Here is a 16,346-nt window from a genome sequence, read left to right on the forward strand (position 1 = left end):
ATGGTAAATAACATTGTTCCCATTCCCGGATATGTCCATCTCTACCGCTCCATGCTGCGGTTTTACGATATGCCCAGCGCGGAGCTGAAAGAAATGCTCTACCTTCTGAATACCGCAAACCTGGACAGCTACGGCTTCCACCACCCGGAAGCGCATGTGGTCGAGAGCGGCCCGGTGGCTTTTTGCGGCTGGCTGGATCATCGGTATGCCCGCCCTTACCGGACGGAAGTGCAGCTTTATAAATCCCTGCTGGCCCTGAAACGCAGCGTTGACCGGGATTGCATTGTCACTTCCCAGCGGGAAGCCCTTCAAATGCTCCGGTGCGTGATCTCCAACCTGGAATATCGCTTTTATAAAGCCTACAACATGGAATTTGAGGATAAGCGCACAGTGTATTCCGAGTGCGCCTTCCGGCTGATCCCGCGGGAGGACGAACCCAGCGTGTGCCTGATGCGCGATTGGGTTTATCTTCCTACGGCGTAAAGTGGGGTGAGTTATGACACAAAAAGAATTTCAGGCTGTTTTCCGGGAACAGGTACGGCAGTGTGAAGGGCTTCTGATTCAGAAGGCCAAAGAATATACCGGCGACAACCCGGACCGGCTCAGCGCCTTCAAAGCGGCGGCTGCGATCCAGGACAGCACCCCGCAGCGGGCGTTGGCCGGGATGATGGCAAAGCACATCATCTCCATTTATGATATGTGCTTTACAGATCGGAAAACTTTTGAGCTGGCTGTCTGGGAGGAAAAGATCACCGACAGCCTTAACTATCTGTTTTTACTAAAAGCTGTGATAAAGGAGGAATTGGAACATCAATCAGATTGAAACTAAAATTTTGAACTGCACTGCGGTACAGGAAGCAGAGAAAAACATGGTGTTTGCGGCAAGGCTCACCCAGCGGGGCCATGCGATCCATTCCATGGATGACCTTATGGCTCTTTATGAGAAAGCCTATACTGCCGATACAGTCAAACGGATCGCCTCTCTGCCACACCCCGCCGTACAGAAGCTTTCGGTTATCACGGTGGCGGTTGTGGGCGCCAGCAGGCGTTTTCTGGCGCAGATCACCCGGCACCAAAACGAGGTCAAGTTTATCAGCGCCTCTTTGCAGTACAGCAATTATGCGGGGCAGGCTGATTTTGTGGTGCCTTATGAGATCCTGACGGCCAGCCAGTGGGTACATGACTTCTATCTGAAAAAGTGCCGAGCTGCCATGGAGCATTATGCGGATATAGGTGCCTGCGGGATTTCCAGTGACGCCGCGGGGTATCTTACCCCGCAGAGCCTTCGCAATGTGCTGATTATTAGTGCCACGCCTTATCAGTGGAAGCACATGATCGGCCAGCGGACTTGCCGCCGCAATACGGATGAAACACGCTTTGTCCTGCTGAAGATATGGACAGACCTGTATGCGCTGGACCCGGAACTGTTCAGCCCGGAGCTTACCGGTCCCTTCTGCCAGCGGGAGGGCTGTCGGGAAAAAGATATGTCCTGCGGCTGCCCATGCGAGAAAGGGGCGCTGCCTCTTACTCTGCTGCACCAGGACTATCCTGCGGCACTGGAAGGAGGCGGCCTGTGAAAATCAAGATCATTGATTTTGGGCTGCCAGAGAACCACCGCCCCCTCCGTTCCCACGCCAATGACGCCGGGGCGGATGTCTATATGCCTTTTGACTGTACCCTGGAGCCTGGCGGGATTGCAAAAATCCCGCTGGGCTTTGGCCTGGAGGTGCCGGACGGTTATGCCGCCTATGTATTCCCCAGGAGCAGCCTGGCGGCAAAAGGGGTGGTCTGCGAGCTGCCCCCTGTGGATTCCGGCTACCGGGGCGAGATCCACGCCATTGTAAGCAATGTAGGAAATGAGCCCCAGACGCTTCCGAAAGATTCCAGGATCGGGCAGCTTATCATCATGCCTGTGGTGATCGCGGACTTTGTGAATGACCTGGGCGGCGAACGCGGCAAGGGTGCTTTCGGCAGCACGGGGAAATAATACCATCCTTTGTTTTGCCATGACGTATAAAGAGATCCTTTCTTGGGAACCCTTTAGGAAAAGGGACAGGTCTATTGCTTTTTTGTCCCGAATAATATATAATAAACGGGACAAAAGGAGGCGATACGCATGGCAAACGGTTATGCGAAAGAGATTCAAAACCGCATTGGTGCGGCTCCTGACGGCACGATTTTTATTGTTTCCGATTTTGCGGATGTGGCGGACAGCGAGACCATACGCCGGAACCTGAACCGGCTTGTGCAGGCTGGGACGCTCCGGCGTATTTTAAAAGGTGTCTTTGAAAAGCCGAAATTCAGCAAGCTCCTTGGGGAATATGTGGCGGCGGACCCGGATGCGGTTGCCAAAGCACTGGCGAGGTGCTATCATTGGACGATCGCTCCCTGTGGAGATACCGCATTAAATATGCTGGGGCTGTCTACCCAGGTAACGGCAGTATGGTCCTATATCAGTGACGGGCCATATAAAACCTATGAATGGGATAAGACAAAGATTGAATTTAAGCATCGGACCAACAAGGAGGTCACGGGTCTGTCACCTATGACAATCCTGGTGATCCAGGCGTTAAAGACTCTGGGAAAAGAACATGTGGACGAAAAAACCATACGGGTGCTTTCCCGCAGGCTGAATAAAGATGAAAAGGCGGCGCTCCTTGCGGAAGGGGCCGAAGCGACGGATTGGATTTACACTGTGATTAAAGAGATCTGCAAAGGAGAAAGAGAAAATGATTGAGATTGCCAGACTTCCGGCGGATGACCGGCGTGAGCTGTTTCATAACACCGCAGCAAAAACCGGCCTCCACGATGCCATTGTGGAAAAGGATTTTTGGGTGTGCCTGACGCTGGATTACCTGTTTCACCGCTCCCCATGGAAAGAGGCGGTCACATTTAAGGGCGGGACCAGCTTATCCAAAGGGTATCATCTTATCAGCCGGTTTTCCGAGGACATTGATCTGATTCTGGATTGGCGTGTCCTGGGGTATGGGATCAATGAGCCCTGGGAAAAACGCTCGAACACCAAGCAGGACGCCTTTAATAAAGAGGCGAACCGTAAGGCCGAGGTTTTCCTGGCAGAAACCTTCTGCCCGCAGGTTCGGGAAGGGCTTTCTGCTGAATTAGGCCTCCCGGCCAACCTTTACATAGACGAGGAAGATAAACAGACGGTGATTTTCGCTTATCCAAACCTGTTTACCGATGCCTCCACCTTGCAGGTAATCCGATTGGAGATTGGGGCGCTGGCTGCCTGGACTCCGGCAGAGCTGGTAGATATTGTGCCGTATGCCGCGGAGCAGTACCCGCAGTTATTCAAGCAGAAAGAGGTTTCTGTCCTGACGGTGGCGCCGGAGCGGACTTTCTGGGAAAAGGCTACGATCCTTCACCATGAAGCAAACCGGCCTGAACATCTTTCCATGCCACAGCGGTATTCCCGCCATTATTATGATCTTTACTGTATGGCGAAATCTCCTGTGAAGGAAAAAGCGTTTGGACGGCTGGATCTGCTGCAGAAAGTGGTCGATTTTAAGATGAAGTTTTATCCGCGGGCCTGGGCGCGCTACCTGGAGGCTGTTCCGGCTACCATAAAGCTGCTCCCTCCATCATATCGCCTGGATGCGCTGCAGGAGGACTACACAGCTATGCGGAATATGCTTTATGGGGAGATTCCGGCTTTTGAAACTTTGATGGAGACTGTTGGAGATCTTGAAAAAGAAATTCACACATTATAAATGGAAAGGGCCGCACATGCGGCCTTTTCTTATGCTGTATGGCAAAACGGCAAATGGGAATACTTACGGATAAAGAAAGCAGCCTGCCTCACTGTGCCGACTGCTTCTACTTTTTGCTGTTCAGTTCTTTCATAATGCCGAGGATGTAAGACATCGCTTTGGAATCCAGCTTCTTTGCCTCTGTGATAAATTCATTTAAAGCGGCGGGATTCGGATTGCCTTCATCGAAAAATTCCTGTGGTGTTACGCCCAGGTATTCACAGATATAAAAGAAGGACTGCATGGAAGGAAGCGTTTTCTTGTTCTCCACGTTGTTGATATAATTGTTGGCCTGTCCAAGCGACAGCGACATATCCCGTGCGGAAACACCCTTCTGCATCCTCAGTTTTGCCAGCCTTTCCGGGACAAAATCTTCGTACAACATAGTCACCTCCCATTCTGTAATAGATTGTACCTTACAGGCTGGCTCTATTCGCTAAATGAAAAGGGGTATTTCTGTTGACACGCTAAATGTAACCTAATAAAATAAGAAATACAGTAGTTTTTAACTATCAGCCATAAGGGAGGCAGGTATCATGGAACAAAAAATATGCGGAGTAACCGGACACCGGGAAATCCCCGCTGAATATATGGAACAGGCAGAGCAAGGTCTGCGGCGCGAAATTGAAAAAGCCATCGCAGACGGCTATACCTACTTTATTTCCGGTTTTGCTGACGGTGCAGATCAGCTATTTGCCGGGATTGTTCTGGAAAAAGCCAAAGAAAATCCGGTATTGCACCTGGAGGCAGCGATTCCGTACCGCAACCGCTATAAGCAGCTGATGGAGGACGGGCAGACCAGAGCCATGCTGGAGGCATGTGCGAAAGTTGCGGTTATCAGCGAGGAATGGGCTTCCAATGTCTATATGAAGCGCAACCGTTATATGGTAGACCAGGCAGACCGGGTGATTGCTGTCTATGATGGGCGGGAAAAAGGCGGCACGGTGTCCACGATCCGCATGGTCCACGCCCAGAGAAAAGAAATGCGGGAGGTCCCTGTGGGGCCTTATCTTCCTAAAAGCATGATAAATCTTGGATATTTCAGGAACGCTTCGGGTAGATAAGGATTTGTTTGTGTGGTAAAATAAGAAACATAAGTGGACAAATTGGAAGTTGCGGAGGTCTTAGTATGGGAAAAGATAATAAAGATTTTTTTGTATGGTTGGATTCGATTTTAAAGGATGAATTGAATAATGAGGTAAAAGCGATTAACTTTAACCTATATGAAGATGCTGATAATAAATGGTCTATTGAGCTAGTCGGTACATTTTCTTTCGATAAAGATGATGAAGATTGGGCTTGTGATGAAGTATTTGCTACAAGAGATAATCCTTTTGTGATAGAGTGCGAAAGTGATTGGAAATCAATGGAAACGGTTTTTATTGGTTTAGTAAATGAATATCTTTCTTCTGGAAAATACGCAAATAAATTAAAAGGATATCTGGCAGTTGGTATTGGATTTGTTGACGGGGATTTGCATATTTTATACGAAAAGTAATGTCCTGTTTTTGTTAGACAAATCCTAATTTGTGGAGTGAAGCATATATGGCAAAACATGAGTTTGGAATTATGACGGATGCACCTCAATCGGGTAAAAGATACGACGAGTATGAACCACGGAAATATGATTGCATTTCTGTTGATGATGACTATGTAGAAGGCATTGCAGAAAAGCTTGGTTTCATTGATTTCTATTGGCATACGCTTTCTATCAAAGAAAAGGGGCTTGCATACTATGGTATTTCACTTATTCCGCCCTGTTCTCTAAAAGCGTTTATTGATGTCATTGATGATATTCCTGAACTATATGAACTAAAGGGACTGTTAGAAAAGGCATTGAGCCAAAACAAATGGGTTATTCATTATGGACTCTAATGGAGCGGCAAATCCTAATTTGATAAAAAGGCGTGATTGTATGTTAAAAAAGAAAATTATTATTCATTTATTGTCTTTGGGCGTGCTTTGTAGTGGCTTTGTTTTGTGCAGATATGTATTTTTTGATATTCATGGAATGAAGCAGTGGCCTGCTATATTGTTTGGTATCGGGATAATTGCTGTAGTAATATCGTTTATCCTTGATGGAAAAACAACGCCTATCTGTATTGCCTTTTCTTACATTGTCGGATTTGTTGTCGGAATTATTTTTCAAACTGATGGTATTGATCCAGGAGGTGCAAGAACAAATAACCTTTGGATAATTTGGACTGTGGTGTTTATTTGTCTTACATTGGCTGGTATTATTTACGACAAGTTTATTAGTACCGCTAAAAAGAAAATTCGTTAAGCGAATTCCCATTTATCGTGAAGTTGAACAGAGCGATAAATCCTAAGTTGTCAAATAAAACTGAATATTCCTGAATTTACGCCGCAGATCTTTTCTGCGGCGTCTTGCTATATAGCCCCGGCGCAAAGGTGTTCTTATCCCTTTGCGCTTTTTTCATATTCAAAATTCAAAGGAGGTGCGGCACATGTGGAACGCAGTATCACATTTTCTGTCTTTCACGCTTGGCACAATCGCAGGCGTAACTTTGATGTGTCTGCTGCAGGCCGGAAGGCAGGCAGACGAGCAGTTTACAAAATTCTTTGATAAAGAGGGAGGTTCAGACGAATGAAACTTGTGGTAGCCGAAAAGCCCAGCGTGGCCCAATCTTTGGCGGCGGTGCTGGGAGCAAAGGTGAAAAAAGACGGGTATCTGGAAGGCGGCGGCTGGCTGGTGTCCTGGTGCGTGGGCCATCTGGTGGAGCTGGCCCAGCCGGAAGCCTATGGGGAGCAGTACGCCAAATGGCGGTATGCGGATCTGCCTATTCTTCCCGCCCATTGGAAGTATGATGTGGCAAAGGATAAGAAAAAGCAGCTTGGCGTCCTGCGTCATTTGATGGAGGATAAACGTGTGGACGCTGTGGTGTGCGCTACCGATGCTGGCCGGGAAGGTGAACTGATTTTCCGGCTGGTCTATCAGCAGGTCGGATGCAGCAAACCCATTCTCCGGCTCTGGATCAGCTCTATGGAGGACGCCGCTATCCGTGATGGATTTGAACACCTGCGGCCCGGCGCCGACTATGATTTGCTTTATCAGGCGGCACTCTGCCGGGCAGGTGCGGACTGGCTTGTGGGAATTAACGCCACTCGCCTTTTCTCTGTCCTGTATGGCGATACCTTGAATGTGGGCCGGGTAATGACGCCGACACTGGCGCTGATCGTCCAGCGGGAGGATGCGATCCGCTCTTTCCAGAGCAAGCCCTTCTATGTACCGGAACTCACCTGCGGAGGGTTTACCGCTGCCGGGGAGAAGCTGGAGGACAAAGCGGCTGCGGAGGCAATACAGACAGATTGTGACGGAAAGACTGCCGTTGTCCGCAAAGTGGAGCGGCAGAAAAAGACTGTCCAGCCGCCCCGCCTTTACGATTTAACTATGTTGCAACGGGAGTGCAACCGCTTGTATGGCTTTACTGCCCAACAGACCCTTGATTATTTACAAAGCCTGTATGAGAAAAAGTTGGCGACCTATCCGAGAACAGACAGCCAGTATATCACAGCGGATATGCAGGCCACAGTTGGCTCTCTGGCCCTGTGGCTGTGGCAGAATATGCCTTTTGGCAAGGACAGCACCACGGCACCGGAGCTGGAAGGAATCATTGATGACAGCAAGGTAACAGACCACCATGCCATTCTCCCCACGGTGGAGATAGCCCGCACCGACCTGTCTGCTTTGCCTGCCGGTGAGCGGGATGTCCTGATGCTCCTTGCCTGCCGCCTCCTCTGCGCTACCGCCCAGCCCCACCGCTTTGAGGCAGTGCTGGCAGTTTTAGAGTCCGAGGGCCACACATTTACCGCAAAAGGGAAAACGATTCTGCATGAGGGATGGAAAGGCATTGAGCAGGCTTTCCGTGCCAGCCTGAAACAAAAACAGCCGGAGGACGGCGACGAAAATACGTCCCGCCTGCCGGAGCTGAAAGAAGGACAGCGATTTGAAAAGGCTGCCGCCACGATCCGGGAAGGCAAAACCAGCCCGCCCAAGCATTATACTGAGGATTCTCTGCTTGCGGCTATGGAGACAGCTGGTGCGGAGGATATGCCGGAGGACGCCGAACGGAAAGGGCTGGGATGGAAACAAACCGCTCTCCTTTCAGAACCAGATCCGGCAGGCTATTGACGCCGCCCTGGAGCAGTCCCCCTCCACCTTTGAGGATTTCCTGAAAATTCTGGAAGCGTCCGGCGTGGAAGTCACCCGGCGCGGGAAATCTGTCAATTTTCGTGTCTCCGGGCAAAAGAAGCCTACTCGCTGCAACACTCTGAAAGGCGACTACACGGAACAGGCCATACGGGAAAGGATCGCCGGAACCTATATCCCCTCTGTTCAGCCCAAGCGGTCTCATTCTTCGGTGAGGATGCTGATTGATATTGACGCCGCAATGCGTTCCGGCAAAGGCGCCGGTTATGAGCGTTGGGCCAAAGTATTCAATGTGAAGCAGCTTGCGAAAGCCGTGGCTTACCTGAAAGAGCATGGGGATATGAGCTATGAGGACCTTCAAGCAAAGGCCCAGGTCACGACTTCCCGGTTTAATGAGCTTTCCACGCAGATCAAGGATATGGAGAGCCGTTTGTCTCAAAATGGAGAATTGCAGAAGCAGATCGTCAACTACTCTAAAACGAGATCTGTCTATATTGAATACCGGAAAGCCGGTTACAGCAAAAAGTTTCGGGCTGAGCATGAGGCTGACATCCTGATCCATCAGGCAGCAAAGAAATATTTTGACAGCCTGGGGGTGGAGAAACTGCCTACCATAAAGGCTCTGCGGGAAGAATATGCCCAAGTGTTGGAAGCCAAGCGGAAAGCCTATGCGGAATATAAGCAGGTACGGGAAGAAATGCGGGAGCTGCAGAATGTGAAGGCCAATATTGACTATCTGCTGGGGCCGTCTGCAGATAGGGCCCAGGAAAAAGAACATTCATAAAGGCATGGTATAATAAAAAAGCAAATTCTTTGTCCAACTCCACCGAAACTCCACCTTTGTATGGTACACTACCCTTGGAGGTGCAAGCGATGTCAAAAATGATTTTGATTATAGAGGATGAAGAATCCATTCAGAATATCATCAAGGCGTTCCTGGAGGACGCAGGCTATACGGTGGTTCTGGCTGCTGATGGCCTGGAAGGGATCGAACAGTTCCGGGCGAACAAGCCCGACCTGGTGCTTCTGGACTTAATGCTCCCGAAAATTGACGGATTTGCCGTGTGTGAGATCCTGCGGAAAGAGAGCCACGTTCCCATTATCATGCTCACCGCATTGGACGATGACGACAGCCAGATGAAAGGGTTTGATGCCCTGGCCGATGATTACATCACCAAGCCCTTTTCCATGCCGGTTGTGATGAAGCACATCGAAGCGGTGCTGCGCCGGGCCGAACAGGGCGGCGCTGCGCCCAATACCGTGATCCGTTATAAGGAAATCACGGTAGACACGGACAGCCTTACCGTCCTTGTGGGAACAGAAAGCGTTTCCCTGACCACCAGGGAATTTGAGATTTTGAAGCTCCTTCTGGAAAACCAGGGCCGGGTGGTGTCCAGGGAAAGACTGCTGGACACGGTTTGGGGCTACGATTATGTTGGCGACGAAAAAATCATAAACACCCACATCAAGAATATCCGCAAAAAGCTGGGTGTGGACTACATAGAAACCATGAGAGGGGCGGGATATAAAATTGAAAAGGAAGATTAGCGGGAGCATTCAGGCCAAGACCTTCCTCAGTATGCTGGCGCTGCTGGTGGTCTGCTGCATCCTCATTTACGGCATGGTAATGATCTTTCTGCCGAGAAATTACCATACGGAGCTGGAAGGACAGGTCACTTCCGATTTTTATGACTTGATGACGGTCCTGGAGCGGAACGGCTGGGAGGCCAGTTCGGACAGTTTGATGGAATTTTCCATGAGGAACAACGCTTCGGTGAAAGTCAACGATAATTATGGGAATAATCTGTTCTCCGTGAATTTTGCTGACATGGAGAACCCGGACACTTCTGCCCCTTCCATGAGCTGTTCCGCAACATTCCAGCAAGGTGGGCAGACCTACCATGTATTTGCCAATGCCGCCCTGGTCGCGGTGGCGCAGTCCTATGACATTCTGCTGAAGCTCATCCCCTTTATCGCCGTTGTGATTCTGCTGATCTCCGTCATGGGGGCGGTGGTTTGTTCCCGGTACTATTCCAAGCCTCTGGTTAGTATCAGCAATGTGGCGAAACGGATGACCACCCTGGACATGACTTGGAAGTGTGAAGTCAACCGGCAAGACGAGATCGGTGTGCTGGCCGCCAGCCTGAATGAAATGGCCCAGCGTTTGAGCGATACGATGGACAGCTTGAAGGCAGCAAACTGGCAGCTGAAGAAAGATATTGAGCGGGAACGCGAGCAGGAAAAGCAGCGGGTAGAATTTTTCACCGCTGTTTCCCATGAGCTGAAAACCCCCATCGCCATCATCAAGGGGCAGCTGGAGGGCATGATCTATCAGGTTGGCGAATACAAAGACCGGGATACTTACCTGCGCCGGTGTATGAAAACCACCAATGACATGGAGGCATTGGTGAAAGAAATCCTTTCTGCGGCCCGGATGGGCGGCAGCGATTTTCACCTGGAGCGCACTGACCTGGACATCAGCCAAATGCTGCGAAAGGTCTGTCAGCAGTTCCGTGGCCGGATGGAGGACAAGCAGATGGAGCTTCGCATGGACATCCAGCCGGAATACCACTACCAGGGGGACCGGCGGCTTATGGAGAAAGTGTTCACCAATGTGATCGGAAATGCCGTGGCCTATTCACCGATGGGCGCAGTGATTACTGTCACCCAAAAGGACGAGGTGTTTTCCGTGGAGAATACCGGCGTCCACATTGCAGAGAAAGATTTGGAGCGTATCTTCACTCCCTTCTACCGGGTGGACAAATCCCGGAACCGGAACAGCGGCGGCAGCGGCCTGGGGCTGTATATCACCAAAACCATTCTGGATCACCACGAAATCATCCACAACATGGTTAATACGGAAAATGGCGTGAAGTTTACGGCGTTTTTGTGGTGATGGCGCCATATTATGGGATGTGCCGGAAAGGTCTTGCTGTGCTGCCAATCCTTTGGGCAGCCGGTATTTTGTCCGTTATTTTGCTGGTACGCCAATGGGCAGCGGTTCTTCTTGCAGCGGTGGTAAGCATGATAGCTGCGGTGTTATATCTGGCCTTTGCGGATGCCTATGATTTTTACAGTGCTGGCGTTGCAAAGAAAGCCATCCGGCATACAGGCCGCGCCGGGAACGTGTTCACCTACTTGATGCGCTATTTGATGGCGAACAAGACCTATCTTATCAACACTGCGGGCCTATGTGGGATTGCCTGCTTTCTGCCTCTGTTGTTCGGTGAATTTCAAGGACTGAATATGTTCCCTATCGGCCTTGCGATCCTTTGCCTAAACACCCCAATCTGTACGCTGCTGTCCTGCGATCCGGATTTGGAGCAGGCAATCCGTATGCTTCCCGGACAGACGGGGCGATTTTGTCGGAAGTATTGCTTGTTTATCTTTGCGGTCAACAGCATTGTCGCCAGCATCTACCTTTGCAGTTGGCAGATGGTAAGCGGCGGCCTTGATTTTGTCCATGTGGGGACACTTCTTATATTCGCTCTGCAAAGCGCCATTCTGTCGGTTATTCTGGAATGGAAACACCCGATCCGTGGTTGGAAAACAGAAAGCGATTTGTGGCATCATCCCCGTAAATATCTTGTTCCGCTGATTATGCTGCTGGTTGCAGCATTTGTAGGCACATGGACATTGGCTCTTTGGATATGTGCTGCTGTTTTGCTGACGGAGTGCTGTGTTTTGCTTTTTGTTACAAGGAGAGGGTGACAATGAAAAATACAAGATGCTGCCCGAAGTGCCATTCGGAGAATATCGTGCGTGTGCCGGATAATCCGTCAAGATACACCAGCGGAAATAATATCTATACTACAACCGTGACCTTATTTGGAAAAATTCCAGTGATCCGCTATGTTTGCTGTAATTGCGGCTATGTAAAAAATTGGGTGGAGAACCGGCATGAGTTGGACGAGATCAAAAAGACATTTGGATAAGGAGGCGTTGCATGAGTTGGGACATTGAAGTACACGAAAAAGTGTATCAGCGTCTTGCCAATGAGATTTTCTTTCGTATTTTGCGTGGAGAGTATGCGTTGGGCGCAAAATTGCCTTCTTACATAGACTTTGCAAAAGAGGCTGGGAGCAGCCCGGAAACTGTCAGAAAAGCAATCCGGGAACTGCAACAGCAGGGAGTGGTTGAAAAGACGCGGCGGGGATATTTCGTAACCTCGGATAGAGCTGCGATAGTGGCGTTTCGGGAACGATACCTTGCTTCCATCGAAGAAGAATATCACAATGCGATAGAAAAAGTAGAAATTTAACACAGTATATTTTGAAGATAATCTTTCCTACATCAAGTGAAAAGAAGGTGACAATACTATGGGAAATTAGCCGTATTGGATTTAGGAGATTCTGGCAGACAAATCGGTGAAAAGCTGTTTGCCCTGCTTTCTACCGGACAAAAGAAGGATCTGGCTCAGTTCGTTCGTGACTATGAGACTGGTAATATTCCGGCTGATGTCCCATGCACAACACTCTTTCGAGGCCAGTATTTTATCCCACTGCAGGCTAATCAGCCATTGACAGAAATCCGGGAAGGTGCTTTATATTTCTGCTTAGAGCAGCGCCTTGTTACTGTGCGGGACCAGATAATTCCGCTAACGGTTAAGGAATTTGAGATTTTTGCTTTGCTCATACTGAACCCCAAGAGAGTATTCACCTATGAAATGCTTCTGGAATTGGTATGGCATGAGGACTATTCCTACTATTCCCGGAAAGCGATCAACAATCACATAAGCAATCTTAGAAAGAAGCTCAGGATAGCCCCCGACTTGCCGGAATATGTGAAAAGCGTCTATGGCGTGGGCTATAAATTTGAAGTATAGAAAGGGTGCGGTATTCTCTGCCGCACCCTTAATTTTCGCGTTTCCGTTGCTGTGTGAATAACACCTGATTTTGTCATATTTTGTTGATGAAATTCAGTAAAACCATGACACTTCTGGAAAAATTATAGCATATTTTCCTATATAATGCCCCCAAAATGAGGGAGGTGAAAACGGTTCAAGCTATCTGTCCTCCTTCATAGAAGGAGGCATAGGAAATGCTGCCGAGGTCAAAATACCGGCCTCGACAAAGCCGGTCATGTAGAAGATACTCAAACCCCGTAATCCTGCACTGGATTACGGGGTTTTTCTATTCGACAGAATTTTGCATTTCCCCTACTGTTCTGTCAGAAATTGGCAGAATACGACAGGCACAGCCTACTGTCATACGGTGGGCGCTCCTTTTTACATATAAGGCGCAGGACAAGCCTGACGCTGGACCTGTACGGTGTAGATCACCGCCCCTCTGATTTCGATTTGCCCATTAACCCACTCAAAAATCGAAATTGGAGGATTACCATGAAAGAAATCAATCTGCGGGATTATTACCCGTTTTATACACAGGACGCTATTGTTGAAGTACCGGACGAAGTGGCAGCCCTTCTCTATGAATTAAAATTAGCAGAGGCAGCCTCTTTTCTGCGTACATACCGGCATAAAGCATACTTTTCACTGGATTACGATACCAATGTGGAACGTGATGCACTGGTGGTGGTTCTGACACCGGCTGATATTTTGGAGCAGAAAGAAGAAAATGATCGGCTATACCAGGCGATTGCTTCCTTGCCTGAAAAACAGCGGAACCGGATCACTTCTCATTTTCTTCTCGGCATGAGTATATCGGAGATTGCAAAAAGCGAAGGTTCCGGCGCCAGCTCTGTGCATGAAGGAATCCAGAGAGGGCTTCGGCGTCTGAAAAAAATTTTGAAAAAAATGGAGTCAGACCCCGAAAAAAACGCCTGAAAATGAAATGAATAATAGAGGGACATATTCGGCGGGACAAGCCTGATGGGTGTGGCCGGTAACACACGTTCCGGCCCGCCCAACTGAAATACTGTCATAACTGCCACATCCCTCGCTTGTTCTTTGACAACTGAATATACGGTGCCATAGGTACTTTCCCTGTATTCCGAGCGGCAAATGGAGCGGCGCGATGACAGACGGCTTTAAGGAGGTGGTGAAGCCCAGCCGTACGAGCGATCTACGCAATCCATTGACCTGGCTGTGGCAGGCCAGGCGCGATGACCGATACAGGGCACAATGATACTTTCTCACGACCCGTCAAAGACTTGGGGGGAGTCCCTTCTGTGTTCGTTAGCTCTGGCGAAGCGACGGCATAAGCAGGGCTATGATGCGGTAAAGCTGACCGTAGCCTGTGGCATCCCCGGCCCTGAAAAGGGCCTGCCGGGGGGCGTGGCAAATACGGCAAGTTACCAAAAACCATCCATGCCGTTGTTTTAATTTTCGAGCAGCGGCATGGATTCCTATAAAATCGAAATCAGATACCATGAGGCCGGGCCGCTCTTTCAGTGTGTCCGGCCTTATTCATGTGATTTTGATGATTCAGTATGAAAGGAAAGGAGCTGCTGTTATGAGTCACACACCGGCATATACGGTCATTCAAACACCGGAGGCAGATAAACTTGCCGACATCCGGGATGTATCTGTTAATAAGGATTTGCCGCGAGAAGAAAGGATTGCCGAGTTTATTCGGCAGATCCGGGACCCGTATCATTTCAAATGCGGCAGATTTGTTGTCCGGGCAAGTTTTTCCCAGGAAGGTGCCACCCTGGAGGAATGTCTGCGCGGAATCCTTCGCTGAAATTTGCTGATTTTTTTCATTTTGGGGGCTGATTTTTCCCGCATGGAGCGTTATAATAAACATGGAAAAGGAATTGAATACCGATAAGCAGACTGCACTCCTTGAATTGCGGGGATTTTTCCGTGATGAAAGGAGTGTTTTTCTATGCAGGTTTATAAGGCTGCCAAATATATCCGCTTATCTTATACGGATGACAAATCAAATGAAAGCAACAGTGTCGGCAATCAACGAAAGCTGATCGAAGATTTCGTGAGCCGTCACCCGGAAATCGAGCTGGTTTCCGAAAAGGTAGACGATGGGTACAGCGGGGTTATCTTTGACCGTCCGGCTTTTAAGGAAATGATGGATGACATCATGGAAGGAAGGATCAACTGCGTCATTGTCAAAGACCTTTCCCGTCTTGGTCGAGAGTATATTGAGACTGGCCGCTATATGCGCCGTGTCTTTCCGGCCTATGGCGTGAGGTTTATTGCCATCAATGACAATATTGATACTCTTAATGAAAGCGCAGGCGATGACCTGACTGTATCAGTAAAGAACATTATGAATGAAGCCTATGCACGGGATATTTCCATCAAGACGAGAAGTTCTCTGGAGACAAAGCGCAAGAACGGTGATTTCGTTGGAGCTTTCCCGGTTTACGGCTATCGTAAATCCGAAGATAACCATAATCTTCTTGTGGTAGACGAATATGCTGCCCAGGTGGTGCGGAGCATTTTCAGGATGCGCCTGGAAGGATTCAGCCCCTACGCCATCGCAAATGAGCTGAACCGGCTGGGTACGCTCTCTCCCCTGGCATATAAAAAGTATTATGGCCTTCCCCATGCCAAGAAAGGCTATACAGACCGGAAGGATTGCCGGTGGTCGGCAAATACCGTCACCCGGATCTTGCAGGATGAAACTTATACCGGTACGCTGGTTCAGGGCCGAAAGGGTTCTCAGCACTTCAAACTGAAAGAGATGGAGAGCCGCCCTTCCTCCGAGTGGATTCGCGTGGAAAATGCTCACGAAGCCATTATTGATCGGAATGATTTTGACCTGGTGCAAAGGATTCGCAACCTGGACACCCGTACATCTCCCCAAAAAGATAAAGTCTATCTGTTTTCCGGCATACTGGTCTGCGGTTGCTGCGGCAGCCGGATGGTACGCAAAACGAACCGCTACAAAGACAAAGAATATCACTATTACTATTGTCCCACTGGAAAGAAGAACGGCTGCGCCCATCCGGTCATGGTAAAGGAACATGAGCTGATGGAGTGCGTGCGGGACAGCCTGAAAGGGTTTATTGCCAATGTAGTCTCTTTGGATGAAATCTTATCCGGCATAGACCAGAGCCGTATCAACCGTGAACTTATCAAAGAGTATTCGCGGCAGATCGCCCAGAACGAGCAGCAGTTGGAGCAGATCCGTCAATATAAGATGAAGCTGTATGAGAGCATGGTAAACGGCTTTCTGGACAAGGCGGAGTTCCTTTATAACAAAAGCAGTTACAGCGCCCGTATCACCCAACTGGAACAGGCGGTTGCCGCCCTTAAGGAAAAACGGACCGATGTAATGGAAAACCGGAGTGAGCGGAATCGCTGGATTGAGAATTTCAGGCGTTTTTCCGATCTGGAAGAACTGGACCGCAAGGCGGTGATCCAGCTTGTGCAGGTGATTACAGTGCTGGGGAAAGACGAATTGCAGATTCAATTTAATTATCAGGACGAATATGAAAAAGCCCTCGCCCTGATTACGCCGGTACAGGAAAGGATGGTGGTCTGA

Annotated in this window: 23 protein-coding genes; 22 read left to right on the forward strand and 1 reads right to left on the reverse strand. The window is 49.3% G+C overall.

The features are described 5' to 3' along the window. The 6 genes from FNY66_RS00850 (at window position 1) to FNY66_RS00875 (ending at window position 3,728) form a co-directional block, all read left to right on the forward strand. Window positions 1–483: a hypothetical protein gene (locus FNY66_RS00850; protein WP_150310009.1), complete on the forward strand. Its 483-nt coding sequence runs from the start codon at window positions 1–3 to the stop codon at window positions 481–483. A 13-nt stretch (window positions 484–496) separates the two neighbouring features. Further along, window positions 497–823 carry a hypothetical protein gene (locus FNY66_RS00855; RefSeq protein ID WP_087371172.1) on the forward strand — a complete coding sequence of 109 codons (327 nt, stop codon included), beginning with the start codon at window positions 497–499 and terminating at the stop codon, window positions 821–823. Next, window positions 810–1,577, forward strand: coding sequence for an FAD-dependent thymidylate synthase (locus FNY66_RS00860; RefSeq protein ID WP_267872916.1), 768 nt, complete (start codon window positions 810–812; stop codon window positions 1,575–1,577). The genes FNY66_RS00855 and FNY66_RS00860 overlap by 14 nt, the downstream gene beginning before the upstream one ends. After that, window positions 1,574–1,987, forward strand: coding sequence for a dUTP diphosphatase (locus tag FNY66_RS00865; protein ID WP_150310011.1), 414 nt, complete (start codon window positions 1,574–1,576; stop codon window positions 1,985–1,987). The genes FNY66_RS00860 and FNY66_RS00865 overlap by 4 nt, the downstream gene beginning before the upstream one ends. Before the next feature lie 129 nt (window positions 1,988–2,116). Continuing rightward, on the forward strand, window positions 2,117–2,737 hold the full coding sequence (locus FNY66_RS00870; RefSeq protein ID WP_150310012.1) for a DUF6088 family protein: 621 nt from the start codon (window positions 2,117–2,119) through the stop codon (window positions 2,735–2,737). Next, window positions 2,730–3,728: a nucleotidyl transferase AbiEii/AbiGii toxin family protein gene (locus FNY66_RS00875; RefSeq protein ID WP_150310013.1), complete on the forward strand. Its 999-nt coding sequence runs from the start codon at window positions 2,730–2,732 to the stop codon at window positions 3,726–3,728. The genes FNY66_RS00870 and FNY66_RS00875 overlap by 8 nt, the downstream gene beginning before the upstream one ends. 106 nt (window positions 3,729–3,834) lie before the next feature. Here FNY66_RS00875 and FNY66_RS00880 read toward each other — a convergent pair whose 3' ends face one another. Beyond that, window positions 3,835–4,149 carry a helix-turn-helix domain-containing protein gene (locus tag FNY66_RS00880; protein ID WP_150310110.1) on the reverse strand — a complete coding sequence of 105 codons (315 nt, stop codon included), beginning with the start codon at window positions 4,147–4,149 and terminating at the stop codon, window positions 3,835–3,837. Window positions 4,150–4,303: 154 nt separating this feature from the next. Between FNY66_RS00880 and FNY66_RS00885 the strand changes: the two genes are divergently transcribed. The 16 genes from FNY66_RS00885 (at window position 4,304) to FNY66_RS00965 (ending at window position 16,346) form a co-directional block, all read left to right on the forward strand. After that, on the forward strand, window positions 4,304–4,831 hold the full coding sequence (locus FNY66_RS00885) for an SLOG family protein (RefSeq protein ID WP_150310014.1): 528 nt from the start codon (window positions 4,304–4,306) through the stop codon (window positions 4,829–4,831). 65 nt (window positions 4,832–4,896) lie between these two features. Beyond that, the gene (locus FNY66_RS00890; protein ID WP_150310015.1) at window positions 4,897–5,265 is read left to right on the forward strand and encodes a hypothetical protein; all 369 of its coding nucleotides are present in this window, start codon (window positions 4,897–4,899) and stop codon (window positions 5,263–5,265) included. 47 nt (window positions 5,266–5,312) lie between these two features. Next, on the forward strand, window positions 5,313–5,642 hold the full coding sequence (locus FNY66_RS00895) for a hypothetical protein (RefSeq protein ID WP_150310016.1): 330 nt from the start codon (window positions 5,313–5,315) through the stop codon (window positions 5,640–5,642). 40 nt (window positions 5,643–5,682) lie between these two features. Beyond that, window positions 5,683–6,051 carry a hypothetical protein gene (locus FNY66_RS00900; RefSeq protein ID WP_087303156.1) on the forward strand — a complete coding sequence of 123 codons (369 nt, stop codon included), beginning with the start codon at window positions 5,683–5,685 and terminating at the stop codon, window positions 6,049–6,051. A gap of 184 nt (window positions 6,052–6,235) precedes the next feature. Beyond that, window positions 6,236–6,379: a DUF3789 domain-containing protein gene (locus FNY66_RS00905; protein WP_087225174.1), complete on the forward strand. Its 144-nt coding sequence runs from the start codon at window positions 6,236–6,238 to the stop codon at window positions 6,377–6,379. Continuing rightward, window positions 6,376–7,920, forward strand: coding sequence for a DNA topoisomerase (locus FNY66_RS00910; protein WP_330581246.1), 1,545 nt, complete (start codon window positions 6,376–6,378; stop codon window positions 7,918–7,920). The genes FNY66_RS00905 and FNY66_RS00910 overlap by 4 nt, the downstream gene beginning before the upstream one ends. Then, window positions 7,829–8,722 carry a relaxase/mobilization nuclease domain-containing protein gene (locus FNY66_RS00915; protein ID WP_229409403.1) on the forward strand — a complete coding sequence of 298 codons (894 nt, stop codon included), beginning with the start codon at window positions 7,829–7,831 and terminating at the stop codon, window positions 8,720–8,722. The genes FNY66_RS00910 and FNY66_RS00915 overlap by 92 nt, the downstream gene beginning before the upstream one ends. 89 nt (window positions 8,723–8,811) lie before the next feature. Continuing rightward, window positions 8,812–9,486 (forward strand): response regulator transcription factor, encoded by a 675-nt coding sequence (locus tag FNY66_RS00920; RefSeq protein ID WP_150310017.1) that lies wholly within the window; start codon window positions 8,812–8,814, stop codon window positions 9,484–9,486. Then, a complete protein-coding gene (locus tag FNY66_RS00925) occupies window positions 9,470–10,834 on the forward strand; it encodes a sensor histidine kinase (RefSeq protein ID WP_202879147.1) in 1,365 nt (454 codons plus the stop codon). The genes FNY66_RS00920 and FNY66_RS00925 overlap by 17 nt, the downstream gene beginning before the upstream one ends. Continuing rightward, window positions 10,834–11,649: a hypothetical protein gene (locus tag FNY66_RS00930; protein ID WP_150310018.1), complete on the forward strand. Its 816-nt coding sequence runs from the start codon at window positions 10,834–10,836 to the stop codon at window positions 11,647–11,649. The genes FNY66_RS00925 and FNY66_RS00930 overlap by 1 nt, the downstream gene beginning before the upstream one ends. Before the next feature lie 2 nt (window positions 11,650–11,651). Next, window positions 11,652–11,873 carry a hypothetical protein gene (locus FNY66_RS00935; RefSeq protein ID WP_150310019.1) on the forward strand — a complete coding sequence of 74 codons (222 nt, stop codon included), beginning with the start codon at window positions 11,652–11,654 and terminating at the stop codon, window positions 11,871–11,873. Between the two features lie 11 nt (window positions 11,874–11,884). Then, window positions 11,885–12,199 carry a GntR family transcriptional regulator gene (locus FNY66_RS00940; RefSeq protein WP_150310020.1) on the forward strand — a complete coding sequence of 105 codons (315 nt, stop codon included), beginning with the start codon at window positions 11,885–11,887 and terminating at the stop codon, window positions 12,197–12,199. 75 nt (window positions 12,200–12,274) lie between these two features. Continuing rightward, window positions 12,275–12,763 (forward strand): winged helix-turn-helix domain-containing protein, encoded by a 489-nt coding sequence (locus tag FNY66_RS00945; RefSeq protein WP_229409404.1) that lies wholly within the window; start codon window positions 12,275–12,277, stop codon window positions 12,761–12,763. Window positions 12,764–13,279: 516 nt separating this feature from the next. Then, window positions 13,280–13,723: a sigma-70 family RNA polymerase sigma factor gene (locus FNY66_RS00950; protein WP_150310021.1), complete on the forward strand. Its 444-nt coding sequence runs from the start codon at window positions 13,280–13,282 to the stop codon at window positions 13,721–13,723. A gap of 628 nt (window positions 13,724–14,351) precedes the next feature. Beyond that, a complete protein-coding gene (locus FNY66_RS00960) occupies window positions 14,352–14,582 on the forward strand; it encodes a DUF6870 family protein (protein WP_004052581.1) in 231 nt (76 codons plus the stop codon). 144 nt (window positions 14,583–14,726) lie between these two features. Further along, window positions 14,727–16,346 (forward strand): recombinase family protein, encoded by a 1,620-nt coding sequence (locus FNY66_RS00965; RefSeq protein ID WP_150310023.1) that lies wholly within the window; start codon window positions 14,727–14,729, stop codon window positions 16,344–16,346.

The organism is Mediterraneibacter catenae (assembly GCF_008691045.1).
Taxonomy (GTDB): domain Bacteria; phylum Bacillota; class Clostridia; order Lachnospirales; family Lachnospiraceae; genus Mediterraneibacter; species Mediterraneibacter ornithocaccae.